Source organism: Maricaulis sp. B-26 (assembly GCF_056857855.1).
Window position 1 is genome coordinate 138,374 of the sequence record NZ_JBSXNX010000016.1, and the last position, 17,597, is coordinate 155,970.

The following is a 17,597-nucleotide window of genomic DNA, read 5'->3' on the forward strand; positions in this document are numbered from 1 at the left end:
CTTCCTGCTGCCTTGAGATCACGCGGACATAGGCGTATGCCATACGCACTGAGGGGAGATTTTCATGCTTGATTTGTTCGTCTCGACGATGGCGCTCGGCCTCGCGACACAAGTGCCTGCGCCAGCCAATGCCCAGGCCATGCAAACCTGCGATGACTTTGTCACTGAAAGCGACTGGCATCCCAGCGAGGCCTATCACTGGCTCGATGTCCTGCTCGACGTGTCGGCCCACGAAGTCCTGCGCGTCGGTGCGCGCCCGACCGTGCTGTCTCGCCAGATGGCGATCGTCCAGACAGCCGTCTTCGATGCCTGGGCCGCCTATGACGCCACAGCCGTCGGCACACGCTACGGCGCCGCCCTGCGCCGACCAGAAGCCGAGCGAACGCTTGAGAACAAGCGGACGGCGATCGCCTATGCGGCCTATTATGCCCTGCTAGATCAGTTCCCCGACGAGGCGGCGCGCATTCGCGACGCGTTCGCGGCGGCGGGCTATGACGCTGATATCGCCAGCGAGGACGCAGAGACGCCGGAGGGAATCGGACGCCTCGCCGCGCTCGCCGTGGTCGAGGCCCGGCACCATGACGGTGCCAACCAGCTCGGCGACGAGGCGGGGTCGGACGGAACGCCCTATTCGGAATACATCATGTACCGTCCGGTGAACGGGCCTTACCAGATCAACGATCCGGATCGCTGGCAGCCGATCCCCGCAAGTGACGGGAATGGCGGCGTGGCCGTCCAGACCTGGCTGACGCCGCACTGGTACCGTGTGGATACGTTCGGTCTGGACAGCGCCGACCAGTTCCGCGCGCCGCCGCCGCCGGTCGTCGACAGCGACCAGCTTCTGGCCGAAACGGAGCAGGTCGCCGAGATGAATGCCGATCTGACGCCGGATCAGAAGGCATTGGTGGAGTTCATGCGCGACGGTCCCGCCTCGACCGGGCAGTCGGGACACTGGCTGCAGATGTCGCAGGTCGTCTCCTGCCGCGATCAGACCGATCTCGATACGGATGTGCGCATGTATTTCGCGGTCGCCAACGTCTCCATGGACGCCTTCATCGCGTCCTGGGACAGCAAGATCTATTACGACACCTCGCGGCCCTGGACACTCATTCGTCACTATTTCGGAGAGGAAGTGATCGACGCATGGGGCGGTCCGGGCGAGGGGCGATCCGAATTGCCGGCCAGCCGCTGGATGCCCTATTCGCCCGCGGTCTTTCCGACGCCGCCCTTCGCGGGCTATCCGTCAGGTCACTCCACAATTTCGGCGGCTGCCGCCGACACGCTGCGGCGTTTCACTGGCAGTGACGAATTCGGCTACAGCGTCGAAGTGATGGCAGGCTCAATGACGGAACCAGGACCGGGTACGCCTGTTACGCTGGATTTTCCGACCTTCTCCTATACGGCGGATCAGGCCGGTATCTCGCGTCTTTACGGCGGGTATCACATCATGGCCGACAATATCGAAGGGCTCGCCATGGGGCGGCATGTTTCCGCCTATGACTGGCCGATCATCGAAAGCTATTTCGACGGCACGGCCACGATCGAAAATCCGCTGCCACTCGACCTGGTGGAGGATGACAGTTCTGCACAACCTTGAGGGGCTCGGCGCCCGCCCATACACTAAAATATTAACCTTGGAAGTGTAGAACCGTCTTCGGGAGAGGAGATCCGGAGATGATCTGGAGACGCGTAGACCGCCTGACCGGCGCCAATCCGCTGACTGATTTCGATCATGCCGTGCGATCGCGTGTCGCGGTCGCCTTTACGGCCGTTTTCACTCTCATGGGTCTGGTCAATGCTCTCGTTCTGACGTTCGTCGTCGATGGCGAGCCGGGCATGGCCGAGCTTGGCGTGGCGTCCGCACTTGTCGCTGCCGTGATCGGTGGCCTCGGTCTGCGTCTGCGCCGTCCCAATCTCGTTATCGGCCTGATGATCGGCCTCGGGCTCGCCGTGCTGCTGGCTGCGGCCTGGGCCAATCGCGGATCATTTCCGCCCGGAACGCTTTACCTGCCGGGCATCATTCTGGGCGCCTACATCGCCTGGGGCATGCGCGGCCTTGCCTTTATCGTCCCGCCGATCGCCGTCTATTTCGGCATCGTGGCCTGGTATGGCGGTGCAGGGCCTGGCCGGACCTTCAGTTACAGCCCGGAGGAGATGCTCAATATCCTCGTTCTGGCGGCGGGTTTTTCCTGCGTCTGGATCGTGCTGTTCGGATCCAGTTTCCGATCGGCGACGACCGAAGCCCAGCGGGTTCTGAGCAATTCGAACCAGCGCCTTGAAAGGGCGCTCGCCGAGGCCCGTGAGGCCAATCGCGCCAAGTCGGAATTCATCGCCAATATGAGCCATGAAGTCCGTACGCCGCTGAACGGCGTTCTGGGCATGACGAGCGTTCTTCTGGAAGACCGCAAGCTGTCCGACCACCACCGTCGAAGCCTCGGTCTGATCGACGAGTCCGGCCAGCATCTCCTTCATCTGCTCAACGAAATTCTCGACCTCTCGAAGATAGAGGCAGGCGGTCTCGAGCTCGAAGACGGCAGTTTCGACCTCGGCCGGCTGGTCGACAACGCTGCAACCCATTGGCGTCCGCAGGCCGATGCCAAGGGCGTCGAGCTGACCCTATCAAGCCAGATTCCGCACGATTTCGTGGTCGCCGGGGATGCGCTTCGTTTCCGGCAGATCGTCAACAACCTGCTCGCCAATGCCGTGAAGTTCACGAATGCGGGCAAGATTTCCGTGATGCTGCGAGAGAAGTCCGATCCTGATACCGGTCGCAGCGAGATCACGCTGAGCGTTCGCGATTCCGGGATCGGTATTGCGCGCGACAAGCAGGATCTGATCTTCGATGCCTTCAGCCAGGTCGATACATCGACGACCCGTAAATATGGCGGGACGGGACTCGGCCTCACCATCTGCCGCCGCCTTGCGCGGAAAATGGGTGGCGACCTGACCGTTTCCAGCGATCTGGGGCGTGGATCAACCTTCACGCTGAGCCTTCCCATGACTGTCGCCAGTCCGGATCCGGCCGAGGAGATCGAGGAGATTGCCGCGCCGCAAACTCTGGATATCCCGGCGCGCATCCTGGTCGTCGACGACGTCAAGACCAACCAGATCGTCATGCAGGCCATGGTCAAGCAGATCTGCCCGCATAGCGACACTGTCATCGATATCGCTTCGGGTGGCCGAGAGGCCGTCAACAAGGCGGCGTCATTCACCTATGACGTCGTCTTCATGGATGTGCAGATGCCCGAAATGGACGGCGTCAGCGCGATGCATTGCATCCGCGAAGGCGGGACGTCCGGTGATGCCATGATCGTGGCAGTCACGGCTCTGGCATCCGACGACCATCGCCGCGAATTCGCGAAGGAAGGCTTCGATGCCTATCTGCCGAAGCCTGTCGAGCTGAACGCCCTGCGCTCCGTCCTGGAGGTCCTGCTGACGCGCGAAACAAGGGCACAGGACGGGTCCGATCCGGCGACTGGCCGGGGTACCGGCGATACGCCGCCGCGTTCTGCCAGCGCCTAGATTTCTGCCACGATCAGCTGGGGACCGCCTTCGGCGAGCGCGGTTGCGAGCGCCGTGTCGAACTCGCCTGCCGTTCGGGCCGACCGTGCGGTGACTCCGAAACCTTCCGACAGCTTTACCCAATCCATCCGCGGCTCCTCGAGCGACAGCATCTGCTTTGCGGCAGGGCCAGGATTGCCCGCTCCGACCCGTGCCAGCTCGACGTTCAGCACCAGGTAGGAGTGATTGGCGAAGACCACATTGATGACATTCTGTTTTTCGCGTGCCTGCGTCCACAGAGCCTGCAGCGTGTAGGCGGCTGCTCCGTCGCCGCACAGGGCAAATATCTGGCGGTCCGGGCAGGCCAGTGCCGCGCCGACCGCTTGCGGCATTCCGGAGCCGATCGATCCGCCCGTCAGGCAGAGCCAGTCATGGCGGGGGCCTTCGTCGATCCAGGGAAACACGCCTATGCCCGAAGTGGTCGAGTCGTCGCAGATGATCGAGTCCTCGGGCATGTGCCGCAGGAGCGAGATGCCGACATAGCCGGGATTGAGCGCCTCGTCCGGGAAGAGTTTCGGGGCCTGGGAGCGCTGGGGTTTCGAGGGAGCTTTATCGGCGCCGAGTTCGGAAGCCAATGCGCTTAGTGCCGCGCCCATGTCGTCGGCAGCACCGCCGAGCGTAACGGTATTCGTGCCTTCAGGTGTCAGCTCGCCGGGTTGTCCGGGATAGGCGAAGAAGGCCACGGGCGGCTTCGACCCGGCGACGACCAGCAGGTCCGTACCGGCAAGTTCCTCCAGCGCCTGTTCGCCGAAATAGGCCAGGCGCTTGGGCGATACCCGGCCATGGCCGCGGGCGATGCGGGGTACGAAAGTGTCCATGAAAAGGCGGGCACCCGTGGCTTCCGCGATCCGGCCTGCCGCTTCCAGACCCGCGTCCAGGCAGGCATCATTGCCGAGCAGGATGACCGGATTGTCCGCGTTGCGCAAAGCGGTTGCGACCTCTGCGATCCGGCTGTTGTCGATGGTTTGGAGCGCGGGGGGCGTGATCGCCGGCAGGACATCGGGTTCCTGGTCGGACCAGGCGCAGTCGGCCGGGAGGACAAGACTGGCGACGCCGCGTTCCGGACCGTAGGCCTGGCGCACGGCCTCCACAGCCATGGCGGAGACCTCGGAGGGCGCGCCGACGCGGCCGACCCAGCGTGACATCGGCTCGCAAACGCCGTCGACATCGCTGGTGAGCGGTGCGTCGAGAATGACGTGATCGCGGGCGTGATCGCCGACGATATTGATCACGGGTGCATAGGCGCGACGCGCATTGTGAAGATTGGCGAGACCATTGCCTGCTCCGGGGCCGAGATGCAGCAGCGTACAGGCCGGCTTTCCGGCCATGCGGGCATAACCGTCCGCCGCGCCGGTCGCGACACCCTCGAACAGGCAGAGCACCGACTTCATGCCGTCGATGCGGTCGAGGGCGGCGACCATGTGCATTTCCGAGGTGCCCGGATTGGTGAAACAGACCTCGACGCCTTGATTGATCAGCGTGCGGACAAGGCTTTCGGCAGCGAACATGGTCGGGCTCTCCGGTGTTGTCGTAGAGGTCTGTCTATCAGGGCATGCGGACGAAGTCCGGCGACAAATCGTCCAGGCGCGAAACGCCCGTCAGGGCCATGTCGCGCTGAAGGGCGGAAGTGAGAATTTCGAGAGCACGTGTCACGCCGGCTTCGCCGGCGGCACCCAGGCCGAAGAGATAGGGGCGTCCGACCGCGACGGCCCGGGCTCCGAGCGCGATGGCCTTGATGATGTCGGTGCCGCGGCGAATGCCGCCGTCCAGGATGACCTCCGCCTCGTCCCCGACCGCAGCGACGATATCGGCCAGCGTGTCGATCGTGGCCGGTGCCGTGTCGAGCTGCCTCCCGCCATGATTGGAGACCCAGACGGCGTCCGCGCCCACATCGATGCAGCGCCGTGCATCGTCGGGTCGTGATATGCCCTTGATGGCGAAGGGACCGCCCCAGACCTCCTTCATCCATTTCGCATCCTCCCAGGTGACGGAGCGGTCGAACTGGCTGTTGAGGAATTCGACAATGCCCATGCCGCCGGTATCGAGTTCGGCCCAGTTGGCGGCCGCGATCTGCGGCGTCATCGCCATATCGGCGAGATAACCCGGCCGGGCGAGGACCTGGCTGACGGTCTTCCGATTGATCTTCGGGGGAATGGTGAAGGCGTTGACATGATCGCGTTCGCGATTGCCGGCGACAGGGACATCCACGGTCAGGATGACGCCTGTATATCCGGCGGCCTTGGCCCGCTCCAGGGCTTTCTCGACCAGGCTGCGATCCTTCCAGACATAGACCTGGAACCATTTCGGTCCGTCGGTGAAGTGCGCAATATCCTCGATCGTGGTGGAGGCGAGGGTGGAGAGGCAGTAGATCAGGCCGGCCTTATTCGCCGCCCTTGCGACGGCAGCCTCACCGCCCCGTGGATGGAAGAGGCGCTGGGCTGCGGTCGGCGTGACGATGATGGGAGCTCGCGTCCGGGCGCCCATCACCGTCGTCGTCATGTCGATTTCGGCGATATCGACCAGGGCTTTCCAGTTGAGCGCATAATCGCCGTACCGGGTGTCATTGGCGCGCAGGGTAATCTCGTCGTCCGCGCCGCCGTCGATGTAGTCGAATACCATGCGCGGCAGCCGCCGCCGTGCCAGTTCGCGCAGGGCGTCGATATTGTGAGCGTTTTCAACCCGGTTCATGCGGCGAGGCTTGCCCGCCGCCGCGTCCGGGTCAAGCGGCTTGCGGCCGTTTGATGTTGAAGAAGAGCGCGTAGAGCACCGGCACCGCGATCATGGTCAGGACGGTCGCGAAGGCCAGGCCGCCAATAATCGTGATCGCCATGCCCTGGAAGAAGGCGTCCCAGAGCAGCGGCGTCATGCCCAGTATGGTGGTGGTGGCCGCAAGGAGTACGGGGCGAAGGCGGCTGACCGAGCCGTCCCTGACCGCCGCGAACCGCTCCGCTCCGGCGACGATCCGCATATCGATCTCGTCGACCAGCACGATCGCATTCTTGATCAGCATGCCGGAGAGGGAGAGCAGGCCGAGCAGGGCGGTGAAGGAGAAGGCGATATTGGTCGCCAGCAGGCCGATCACCACGCCGTTCACCGCCATCGGGACGACGGCCCAGATGATAAGCGGCTGCCGGACCTTCGCGAACAGCAGGAAGGAGATGGTCAGCATGGCAATGAAGGTGAGCGGAAGCTTGCTGCCGAGAGAGGCATTGGCATCCATGGAGGCTTCGTATTCGCCCCCCCATTCCAGCCCATAGCCGCGCGGCAGCTCGATGGATTCGATGATCGGCCGGAAGCGCTCGAACCCCTCTGCCGCAGTTTCGCCGGGCAGGGGATTGGCGCGCACGGATATGGTGCGCAAGCGGTCCCGCCGCTGGATGAGCACGTCCTCGAACTCGACGGCGAAATGGGAGACGACCTGGTCGATCGGGATGTAGGCATTCTGGCTGGGGCTCCAGACCAGCCGGTCCGACAGATAGGTATCGCCGGCGCGCTCGCGGGCAGGCGCGCGGGCAATGATAGGGATCAGTTCCTCGCCTTCGCGATAGACTCCGACCTGCGAGCCCTCGGTCGCGAATTGCAGTGCATTGGCGATATTCTCTCGCGTCACGCCGATGGTCTGGGCGCGGCCTTCATTGAGCACTGGCCGCATGGCCGGCGTCCGGTTGCGCCAGTCTGTTCGCAGGTCGATGACATTGCCGCGCTCGTGCAGCGCTGTGATGGCCTGGTCGGCAAGCGTTCGGAGAATGTCGGCATCCGGCCCCATGAAGCGCGCTTCCAGCTGCGCGCCGGACGGCGGACCGAAGACGATCCGGTCCACGCGTACCTCCACGTCCGGGAAATTGTCGCGCACATGGGCGAGAATACGCTCGGAGAGGTCGGGAATCTGGTCGCGGTGTGACGTCTGAATGATCAGCTGTCCGTAGGCGGTGTTCGGCTGTTCGGCATTATAGGTCAGCATGAAGCGCGTCGCGCCGGCACCGACGAAAGTGTCGAAATCGGTCGTTTCAGGCTGTTCCGCGACGAAGCTTCCGATTTCGCGCAAGGTCGCGTCGGTTGTGAGGATGTCCGTGCCTTGCGGGTGCAGGACATTGACGTAGAACATCGGCGTATTGGCAGCCGGGAAGAAGGCGTTCTTCACCGAGCCGAAGCCGGCATAGCAGGTGATGGTCACCGCGATCAGGCCCGCAACTACGAGCCAGCGTCGATGCAGGGCCGTGCCGAGCAGCCCGCGATAGAAGGCGAACATGCGGCCGGAATAGATCGCGGCGTCCTGCTGTGTATCGTCCTGCTCCTGCGCCTGCTTGCGCTGTGCAGAGAAGAGGTGGAAGCCGACCATCGGCACGACGGTCACGGCTATGACCCAGCTCAGGAGAAGCGAAATCGCGATCACCGCGAACAGGGAGAACAGGAATTCGCCGGTCGAGTCCGGCGACAGACCGATCCCGGCGAAGGCCAGGATGCCGATGACCGTGGCCCCCAGAAGCGGCCATTGCGTCGTGGTGACGGCTTCCTCTGCCGCCTGGAGACGGGGTTTGCCGCGCATCACGCCGGTCAGCATGCCCTCGGCCACCACGATCGCATTGTCGACCAGCATGCCCATGGCGATGATCAGAGCGCCGAGCGAGATGCGCTCCATCTCGATGGCCCAGAGATTCATGAAGAAGATGGTGCCCGAAACGGTAAGGAAGAGGGCGGACCCCACAGTCAGCCCGGCTCGCCACCCCATGAAGATGCAGAGCACGCCCACCACGATACCCACCGACAGCGCCAGGCTGAAAAGGAAGGAATTGATCGCGGTGTCGACGACTTCGTGTTGCTGGTAGATCGGGTGCAGTTCCACGCCCGCCGGAAGATTGGCCTCGAGCCCGGCGAGATGGGCCTCTACCGCATGTCCGACATCGACGATATTGGCCGAGGGGCGTCCGGCGATGCCCAGTGTGAAGGCGCGGACATTGTTGTGATAGATGAATTGGCGTGGCCGCTCGAGTGGCGCGCGCGTCACGCTGGCAATGTCCGAAAGCCGGATCGATTGTCCGTCATTGCGCGGCGTTATCAGCAGGTTCCGGATGGTATCGACCCCTCCCAGCGTCTGCGGCAGGTCGATGCGGACATAGCGGCCGCCCAGCGGTGTGGAGCCCGGAGTCACCACGGCATTTTCACGGCCGAGCTCGGCCAGGAGATTGTCGTAGGACAGTCCCAGACGAGCAAGATTTTCCTGGGGTATCTCGATATAGATGCGCTCTTCCGGCTCCCCCTCGACGCTCACCTTCGCGACATCCTCGACGGTCAGCAATTCGCGGCGCAGCATGCGGGCGACGTCGCGTATCCGGTCGTCCGAATACCCGTCTGCCGTGACGGCGTAGAAAATCCCGTAGGTATCGCCGAAATCGTCGATCACATTGGGAGCCCCGGCGCCGGGCGGGAGAGATGCGACCGTGTCGCGGATCTTCGCGCGCAGCTCGGTCCAGACATCGGTCAGCTCGTCGCCGCCATAGATGTCCTGGATCTCGACATGGATCTCTGAAATGCCGGGTGAGGATTCCGAGGTGATCAGGTCGATCTGCCCCATTTGCTGGATGGCGATCTCGAGGCGTTCCGTGACTTCCTGTTCGACCTCTTCCGCGGTCGCGCCGGGATACGGCGTGAAGATGATGGCCTGCTTGATGGTGAAGGCCGGGTCTTCGAGCCGCCCCACATTGGTAAACCCATGCAAGCCGCCCAGCGCGCAGAAGAGGATGACCAGCCAGGTCAGGACCGGCTTTTCGATGGACAGGCGGGCAAGGGAGACGGCGCTGGACTGCTGCAGGCTCATTGGGGAGTCCCGAAGCGCTGGCGGTCGTCGAGCGGACGCACCCGCATGCCGTCATAGAGGGCAGACACCCCTGCCGTGACGATGGCTTCGCCGGACGTCACACCCTCGGTGATGACAACATGGTGACCTATGATTTCGCCCGTGCGGACCGTCCTGGATGCGACGGTTCCGGCGTCCGCATCATAGACCCAGACCGTCGTCGTTCCGTCGGGCTGCTCGGAAATCGCTGTGACGGGAACGCGGACATCGGCGCTGACCGGCTCGCTGCGGCGGAATTGCGCGGTGACCGACGCGGTCATGCCGGGCAGGACATTGGCCGGTATATTGTCCGGCAGTGCCGCCACGGCCCGATAGGTGCGGGAGGCAGCATCCGGCTCGGCGACGAGTTCGCGCGGCTCAAGCGAAAGGGTCTGTCCGGGCAGGAAGGCAAAGCTCGCTTCGAGGGAGACGAGGTTATCGCGATCGAAGGTCGCGACCATGTCTTCGGAGAGCGGTACGGATACGCGCAGCTCGCCGATATCCTGGATACGCAGCACCGGCTGGCCGGGCGAGACGATAGTGTAGTTGTCGATCAACCGGCGGCTGACCAGGCCGTCGAAGGGCGCGGTCAGTGTGGCATAGCCCAGATTGCGACGGGCGGTCTCCAGCGCGACGGCCCGCAAATCGTAATTGGTCTGAGCCGTGTCGAGCGCGGCCTGGGAGGCGATTCCGCGTTCGTGCAGGGTTTGCTGGCGCTCGAGCTCGGTCTGCGCTTGCTGAAGCTGCACTCGGGCTTCGCGTTCGGCCCGCTGGAAGTCTTCCAGATCGAGCTGTGCAACGAGATCGCCCTCCATGACGCGCTGTCCGTCGCTTACGGGCAAATCTGCCAATTGTCCTGCCACCTGGAACGCCATGTCGACCGACTGGCGGGCTTCCACCCGGCCGACGAACTCATAGCGTGTCTGCTCGCGCAGGCCTTCGACCTCGCCCAGCTGGACGAGCCGCGGCGGAGCCTCCACTTCCGGTGGTGCTTCGGAGCAGGCCGCCGCAAGGACGAGGATGGCGGTCGTGGCGGTCAGAAACAGGCGTTTCATGCGTAAGGCTCCCGGGCCATCGCGATCATTCTCTGGCGGATGGCGGTGATCTGGTTGGGATCGACATGACTGATGCCGAGGAGGGACGTCATTTTCAGGCCGTCGAGCGCGAGCAGGATGATCTGTGCCTGGATCGGATCCGGTGCCTCGTTCGCGAGCTGCTGGAACAGCCCGCTGATGGCCTCGCGGGCCGGACCAAGCAGGTCGCGATGCTCGACCGAGGCCGCGAGCAGTCCGCCGGATACACTGTCATTGGTATCGATGCGCTCGAACAGGGCATCGATGACGCGCGGCAGGACGGGCTCGCCGGCTTCCGTGGCCGTGAGTCTTGCCTTTTGAACATCGTCGATGACCTCGGCGATGACACGATCGACCATGCCCTGCAGCAGCGCGACCTTGTTGGGGAAGTGATAGAGCACGCCGCCTTTCGAAACGCCGCTTTTCGCGGCGACGGCGTCGATCGTCAGTTGTTTCGCGCCGTCCAGGGCCACGACGTCGGTCGCGGCATCAAGGATGGTGTCTCTTGTGGATGGTTTGCTCATGGGTGCCGGATGCCTGAAATGTTGCGCCGCACATAAACCGTCCAGACGGTACAGTCAATACCGTCCGGACGGTATAGTGCTGCTTGCTTTGCGCAATGAGGCGTAAGATTCTGAGGGTCTCGGGGATGACAATTCAGACACAAAAATCCTGAATTGCATCTGATGGTTGTGAGCTTTGAATAGTGCTCGCAGAGGATTGTAGAGCGTGGTTCAACGGTCGCCTAGACAGCGGTTGAACGGGGGCGCGGGCGCTCCCGGCCGACCGGGAGACTGTCATGACCGCCCTGTTCCGTATCGCTGTCGCAGCGGGTTTTGCTGCTGCTTTCCTTTCCGTATCTCCGGCGCAGGCCTATGGCCGGGACGGACACCGCATCGTCTGCGATCTCGCCTACCGGCTGTTGACTGATGATGCGCGCGCAGAAATCGACCGTCTGGTCGCCCGGGACGCGCAGTTCGACCACTTCCGGGATGTCTGTTCCTGGGCCGATCAGGTGCGCGGTACGACGCATCGCCATACGGCCCCCTGGCACTACATCAATCAGCGTCGCGACGACCCGCATATCGACCCGGAAGATTGCGCCGACAATGGCTGCATTACCGAGGCGATCGATCTGCATGCGGGCGTATTCGCCGATCCGGCGCAGTCGGACGAGGAGCGCCTGGAGGCGCTCAAATTCCTGGCCCACTGGCTCGGCGATATTCATCAACCCCTGCATGTTTCCATCGAGGGCGACCGTGGCGGCAATGACATTCCGGTGCTCTGGCGCGGCGAGCGCCGCACCAATCTCCACCGGGTCTGGGATAGTGAGATCCTGCTCGACCATATGAGCGAGGAATGGCCCTGGGCACCGGAAGAGGACCGCTGGCAGTATCTCGCCGATGCGCTCGCCGCGGAAATCCCGCTCGACGGCGTGACGGTGTATGCGCCGCTCGATCCGATCGCCTGGGCCCAGCAGAGCCATGACATCGTCCGCTCGCGCGACTTTGCCTATTACTGGGCCAGTGCCGACGAGACCATCGAGCCCGGCGAGGCCTATTACCAGCGCTCTCTCCGCACGAACCGCGACCAGCTCAAGCAGGGCGGCGTCCGTCTCGCCGGTCTGCTGAACCGTATCGTTCGCGATGCGGAGATGGCCGATGACGACGAGCCGGCCGACGCGACGGGCTAGGGTATGCGCTGAGTATTTCGTACCGGCTCGCTCCATGATGCTGGCCAGCGTAGCGGCATTCTGCTGAGCGGGGATAAGCTGATAATCGCGGCTGTGATCAATGGGGCACAACTCCAGGGCCTTGCGAGACCGCGTCCCCGCAATCGCTTGTCCTATGGTTAACGCAGGCTAATATTACCCGGAGCGTCGCGCGGGGAGCGCGGCGAGGGGGATTCCGGGTGATCGAAGGTTTCGACAATTCCACTCTGATGGCAGCGGCCGGCGGGGTTGCGCTTACGGCAGTGCTGGTTGTCGGCATGGCGGTCTGGGCCAATCGTCAGCGCTTCACCCATGATGTCGAGCAGATCACCAAGCTTCGCCGCAAGCGTGCGCTCGATTACAAGGCGGCCAGTGCCGAATACAAGAAATTCCGCAAGAAGATCGAGAGCGGGAATACCATCCTGATCGATCTCATTCACGACCTGGGCGACGATTTCGTCGGTCGGGACAGCGCCCAGCAGCAGATCGCCTTCGACGAGGCCTTCGAGGCCGTCGCCTCCATCCGTCAGGCCAATGAGCGGACGCGTATCGTCGTCGTGCTGCATACGCTGGGCGGATATGCCCGTCCGGCGCACATGATCGCGCTCGCCCTGAAGCACCATATCGGCAAGGCGAAAGGCCACTACAATCCGCGCAAGGCGCCGAGGGTGATCGCCTATGTGCCTTATGTCGCCATGTCCGGCGGGACGATGATCGCGCTCGCGGCCGACCAGGTCGGTCTCGACGGGACGGCGTCGCTGGGTCCGATCGATACCGTCTATGGCGGTTTTCCGACCGAGGCCTACAAGGATCTGCTCGAGCAGAAAGGCGCGCTGGCGACGCAGGACGTTCTGGTCATGCTGGCTCACGAAGCGGAGAAGTACGATCGCTATGCCTCCAAGGTGGCGCGGGAGATCGTCAATCCGGCCCACCGTGACGGCAGCCGGCCCGAGCATTTCCTCGCCGACCACCTTTCCTCCGGCACTCTGTCGCACAGCCAGGCCATTTCGCCGGAAGAGGCGAAGGAGCTGGGGATGAATGTGACGACGAAGATCCCGTCCGAAATCTACGGCCTGGTCGATGCCCGCATCCGCATGATCAATACCCGTCTCGAACACGAGGACGGCGAGCAGGGTAGCGACGCGCCGCAGCCACGCGACGATCCGGAAGGGGCCGAACAGGTGCTTGAGCACGCCATTCGGCAATCATTGCGAGGCGGGCTGCGTTTCTGAGTCCGACTGCATTGCGTCCTTGAACCGGAGGCGGGCACACCCAATCTGTGCGCGACCGCAAGGAAGGGCCCGAGCATGACCAGCAAGACCGAACTCTATGAAGACGTGCGCAAGCAGATCGCCTCCGTGATCGCCGGGGAAACATCGGTGACGGCGCGCTATGCGACGGCGGCCTGCCTGCTGCGCGAGATGTTCGGAGAACGCTTCTTCTGGACCGGATTCTACATCGTCGATCCCGACAAGCCGCGAGAGCTCGTCGTGGGGCCGTATCAGGGAACGATGGGCTGTCTGCGCATTCCCTTCGGCAAGGGCGTGTGCGGCGCGGCCGCGCAGACCGGCGAAACCCAGCTGGTCGAGGACGTGCATGCCTTTCCCGATCACATCGCCTGCGACAGCCGGTCGAACTCCGAGATCGTCGTCCCGGTCCGCGATGCGGAGGGCAAACTCGCCGCGGTCCTCGATATCGACTCGACCGAATTCGGCGCCTTCGACACGGACGACCAGGCCGGCCTGGAAGCCATTTGCGACGAGCTGCTGACCATCGCATGAGCGAGAGGCGGACCATCCTTCTGGACGGCCGCCCGGTCGCATACAGCTTCAAGCGCAGCCGCCGCCGCACGATCGGTTTTTCGGTTTCCCATGACGGCCTTTCCGTCACGGCGCCGCAGCGCGCCAGTCTCGGTCACGTCGAGGAGGCGCTCTGCGAGAAGTCGCGCTGGATTCTCGACAAGCTGGACAAATGGGCGGACCGGCCCGAACCGCGCTCATTGGCCTTCCGGAGCGGCGAAATCATTCCCTGGCTCGGTGGCGACCTCCGCCTCGAAATCGAGGAGCGCGGCGTGCGGACGCGCGTCCGTCACGAAGCCGGTCGCCTCGTCATGACGGTCGATCCGGCGCTCGATGGTGCCCTGCGCGAGCGGACGCTGAAATCGGCGCTGATGCGGTATTTCAAGCGCGAGGGACTGGCGCTCATGGCGCCCAAGGTCCAAGCCTACGCTGCCGCGCTCGATCGGTCCGTGGCCAAGGTCGTCATCCGTGACCAGAAACGCCGCTGGGGCTCGTGCGCCCCGGACGGAACGATCCGGCTCAACTGGCGGCTGATGGGCTTTCCCGAAGCGCTGATCGACTATGTTTGCGCCCATGAAGCGGCCCATCTCGTCGAGGTCAATCATTCGCCCGCCTACTGGGCCGTGGTCGAGCAGCTCATGCCCGACTGGAAGCCCCGCCGGCAGCGCATGCGCGACGAAGCGCATCGCTGGGTGGCGTTTTAGGGCCAGACGGTCCTCGCCCTTGATGGGCGAGGTGGAGTGGGTGACTTCACCAAAAAGGAACGCTCCGCGTTTCACCCCTTCCGGCCCTTCGGGTCACCTTCCCCGTCGAGGGGAAGGACCTAATCCTCCTCCGCCTCGCCCAGCATGCGATCGAAGTAATCCAGGATCATCGTCCACATCTGGATCTGGCGGTCCTCGCCGCGCACGCCGTGACGCTGACCGGGATAGGTCATCATCTCGAACTGTTCGCGCCTGGCCTGAAGCTCGGCAAAGAGCCGGACCGAATTGGCGAAGATGACATTATCGTCCGCCATGCCGTGGATCAGCAGGAGCGGCGTCTCGTAATTCTCGAGATGGGCGAAGACGGAGGAAGCTTCGTAGCCGTCCGCATTCTCCTCGGGATGGCCCATATAGCGCTCGGTATAAGCCGTGTCGTAGAGCGCCCAGTCGGTGACCGGCGCACCTGCGACGCCGGCGGCATAGGCCCCCGGCGCCTGCAGCGTGGTCATCAGCGTCATATAGCCGCCATAGGACCAGCCCCAGATGCCGACGCGGTCTTCATCGACGAAGTCGAGGCTTTTCAGATAGTCCAGACCGGCGAGCTGGTCCTCCACCTCGACCGAGCCCATGGCGTGCCGCAGCGGGGCTTCGAAATCGCGGCCGCGATTCCAGGAGCCGCGATTGTCGATGGTGAAATAGACATAGCCGCGCTGGGCGAACATCTGGGCGCGCAGGGACTGCCAGCCGCGATGGACCCGCTGGGAGTGCGGTCCGCCGTAAAGATACTGGACGGCGGGATATTGCCGCGACGGATCGAAATCCGCCGGCAGGAAGACCTGGTAGTGCAGCTCGGTCCCGTCGGCTGCGGTCAGCGTGCCGTACTGCGGCGTGATGTGATCGTCGAGATACGCGAAATAGGGATGCGTCTCATCGAGACGGTTTTCCTCGATCCAGCGAATGCGCGAGCCGTCGGCGGCGTAGAGCGCGGTCTGCGGCGGGGTTTCCGGATCGGAATAACGGCCGATGAAAACGGTGGCGCCGGCATTGAAATTCGCCGACCAGCGGCCTTGACCTTCCGTCACGCGGACCGGCTCCGAAGACCCGTCCAGCGGCACGGCATAGAGATGGCTTTCCAGCGGCGTCTCCATCCAGCCCGTGAAATAGACGAGACCGGCTTCGCGATCGACGGCATCGATTTCCGAGACGACCCACTCGCCCGAAGTGACCTGCGCGATCAGGCTGCCATCGGCTGCACGGTGCTGGATGTGGCGAAAGCCCCCGGGCGTGTCCTCGCTGGTCCAGAGGACGCTGCCGTCGTCGAGGGCGCGGAAGTCATTCGTCAGATTGATCCAGACATCCGTCGTTTCGGTAAGCCAGATGTCCGCATCGCCGCTTGCCGGATCGGCGGCGAGGATGTCGAGACGGGTCTGGGCGCGGTTGAGGACCTGGACATAGGCGCGGCTGCTGTCCTGCGCCCAGTTCACGCGGGCCAGATAGATGTCGTCCGTTTCGGCGAGCTCGACCTGGCGGAATTCGCCTGTCGCCAGCTCGACGATGAAAAGCTCTACCTTGGCATTGTCCGTACCGGCGCGCGGGTAGCGCTGGTCGACGACGCGGGCCGAGCCGTCGGCATCGATCTCCATGCGCGGGACATTGTCGACGGGCGTTTCGTCGACCCGTGCGATGGCGATGAAGCGCTCGTCGGGCGACCACCAGTATCCGGTCGACCGGTCCAGTTCTTCCTGGGCGACGAATTCCGCCATACCCCAGGAGAGCAGGCCGCGGCCGTCACGCGTGACCGGACGTTCCTCGCCGGTTTCCAGGTCGGTGACGTAAAGATTCTGCTCGCGGATGAAGGACACGAAATTGCCCTGCGGGGAGATGCGCGCATCGGTCTCGTATTCCGGCGTCTCCATCAGGCGGCGCGCTTCGCCGGTCTCGACATCGACACGGAAGACGTCGCCGTCGAGCGGGACGAGGATCGCTTCGCCCTGGCTGTCCCAGTCGTAGCGCACAATCCCGGAACCCCGAATGCGGGCGCGCTCGCGCAGCTGGCGCTCGGCTTCCGACAGGGCGCGCTCTTCCGGGGCGAGCACGCGGCTGTCGACGAGGCGGTAGGGTTCACCTCCGTCGATATCCATCGCCCAGAGATCCAGCACGCCCGCATCCTCGTCCTTGGGCCGCAGGAAAGTCACCCGGCTGCCGTCCGGAGAAAAGGTCAGCGAACGCGGGGAGGGACCGCTCAGGGAGGGCGAGCCGAATATGCGCTCGACCGGGATGGGCGCCGTGTCCTGCGCGTGCCCGGCCGATGTGGAAACCCCGGAAAACACCACAAAGGAGGCAAGGCTGGCCGCAAGACCAACGGCAGGAATACGCATGGAACACTCCCCGATCTGATTACGGCGATTGAACTAAACGGATCAGCCCTGACGTACCAGTAAACTTGCTGCAATTGATTATGAGGGAAGACTGTCTTTCTTCCCCCGCCGGGGGAAGTGGGCCGCGGCAAGGCCGCGGGTCGATGGGGGGGAATCTGTTCGATCTCACGGCAGTCCGCTTCGCGGACGCCTCCGATGGGGCGGCCCATAAGGGCCGGCGCGCAGTCGCGCTTTCCAGTGCCTCTTTCGTCTTCCCCCGCCGGGGGAAGTGGGCCGCGGCAAGGCCGCGGGTCGATGGGGGTATTCGGCGCTTCATCCTGCACCATCCCCCTCCGTCCCTTCGGGACACCTCCCCCGGCGGGGGAGGACGAAACACCGATAGCGCCACGGCGTTTCCGCCTGGCGGTATGAGGGGTGCAGGATGCCGGCTGATGCCGGAGTGTTGCTATAAGTGTGAGTGACATCAGGGACATCCTGCACACGGAGATTTACTGGAGCCCTCACGGGCTCCCTCTCGAAACCGGTCTGGACAGACAGT

General features: G+C 63.8%; 12 protein-coding genes. 6 read left to right on the forward strand and 6 right to left on the reverse strand.

Annotated elements, in window-relative coordinates:
- The first annotated feature begins 64 nt into the window (after nt 1-64).
- Nucleotides 65-1,597 (forward strand): vanadium-dependent haloperoxidase, encoded by a 1,533-nt coding sequence (locus AC13HB_RS04260; RefSeq protein WP_482948484.1) that lies wholly within the window; start codon nt 65-67, stop codon nt 1,595-1,597.
- A gap of 77 nt (nt 1,598-1,674) precedes the next feature.
- The gene (locus AC13HB_RS04265; protein WP_482948485.1) at nt 1,675-3,522 is read left to right on the forward strand and encodes an ATP-binding protein; all 1,848 of its coding nucleotides are present in this window, start codon (nt 1,675-1,677) and stop codon (nt 3,520-3,522) included.
- Here AC13HB_RS04265 and AC13HB_RS04270 read toward each other — a convergent pair.
- Genes AC13HB_RS04270 through AC13HB_RS04290 form a run of 5 tightly spaced genes read right to left on the reverse strand, consistent with a single transcriptional unit; the run spans nt 3,519 to nt 10,991 of the window.
- Complete coding sequence (locus AC13HB_RS04270) at nt 3,519-5,069, reverse strand: acetolactate synthase large subunit (RefSeq protein ID WP_482948486.1); 1,551 nt, start codon at nt 5,067-5,069, stop codon at nt 3,519-3,521. The two genes, AC13HB_RS04265 and AC13HB_RS04270, sit on opposite strands and share 4 nt — an antisense overlap.
- A 37-nt stretch (nt 5,070-5,106) precedes the next feature.
- Complete coding sequence (locus AC13HB_RS04275) at nt 5,107-6,249, reverse strand: alpha-hydroxy acid oxidase (protein ID WP_482948487.1); 1,143 nt, start codon at nt 6,247-6,249, stop codon at nt 5,107-5,109.
- Between the two features lie 31 nt (nt 6,250-6,280).
- A complete protein-coding gene (locus tag AC13HB_RS04280; RefSeq protein WP_482948488.1) occupies nt 6,281-9,376 on the reverse strand; it encodes an efflux RND transporter permease subunit in 3,096 nt (1,031 codons plus the stop codon).
- On the reverse strand, nt 9,373-10,449 hold the full coding sequence (locus AC13HB_RS04285) for an efflux RND transporter periplasmic adaptor subunit (protein ID WP_482948489.1): 1,077 nt from the start codon (nt 10,447-10,449) through the stop codon (nt 9,373-9,375). Before AC13HB_RS04285 ends, AC13HB_RS04280 begins: the two co-directional genes overlap by 4 nt.
- The gene (locus AC13HB_RS04290; RefSeq protein ID WP_482948490.1) at nt 10,446-10,991 is read right to left on the reverse strand and encodes a TetR/AcrR family transcriptional regulator; all 546 of its coding nucleotides are present in this window, start codon (nt 10,989-10,991) and stop codon (nt 10,446-10,448) included. The genes AC13HB_RS04285 and AC13HB_RS04290 overlap by 4 nt, the downstream gene beginning before the upstream one ends.
- A 275-nt stretch (nt 10,992-11,266) precedes the next feature.
- Here AC13HB_RS04290 and AC13HB_RS04295 point away from each other — a divergent pair, with 275 nt between their 5' ends.
- From AC13HB_RS04295 to AC13HB_RS04310, 4 genes are all read left to right on the forward strand, one after another.
- Nucleotides 11,267-12,160, forward strand: coding sequence for a S1/P1 nuclease (locus tag AC13HB_RS04295; RefSeq protein WP_482948491.1), 894 nt, complete (start codon nt 11,267-11,269; stop codon nt 12,158-12,160).
- Nucleotides 12,161-12,378: 218 nt separating this feature from the next.
- Entirely contained in the window at nt 12,379-13,410 is a 1,032-nt protein-coding gene (locus tag AC13HB_RS04300) for an SDH family Clp fold serine proteinase (RefSeq protein WP_482948492.1), read from the forward strand.
- Nucleotides 13,411-13,485: 75 nt separating this feature from the next.
- Nucleotides 13,486-13,959, forward strand: a complete 474-nt coding sequence (locus AC13HB_RS04305; RefSeq protein WP_482948493.1) for a GAF domain-containing protein — start codon at nt 13,486-13,488, stop codon at nt 13,957-13,959.
- The gene (locus tag AC13HB_RS04310; protein WP_482948494.1) at nt 13,956-14,681 is read left to right on the forward strand and encodes a M48 family metallopeptidase; all 726 of its coding nucleotides are present in this window, start codon (nt 13,956-13,958) and stop codon (nt 14,679-14,681) included. The genes AC13HB_RS04305 and AC13HB_RS04310 overlap by 4 nt, the downstream gene beginning before the upstream one ends.
- A gap of 119 nt (nt 14,682-14,800) precedes the next feature.
- On the opposite strand, the gene AC13HB_RS04315 is transcribed toward AC13HB_RS04310, so the two are convergent.
- A complete protein-coding gene (locus AC13HB_RS04315) occupies nt 14,801-17,059 on the reverse strand; it encodes a S9 family peptidase (RefSeq protein ID WP_482948495.1) in 2,259 nt (752 codons plus the stop codon).
- Between the last annotated feature and the right edge of the window lie 538 nt (nt 17,060-17,597).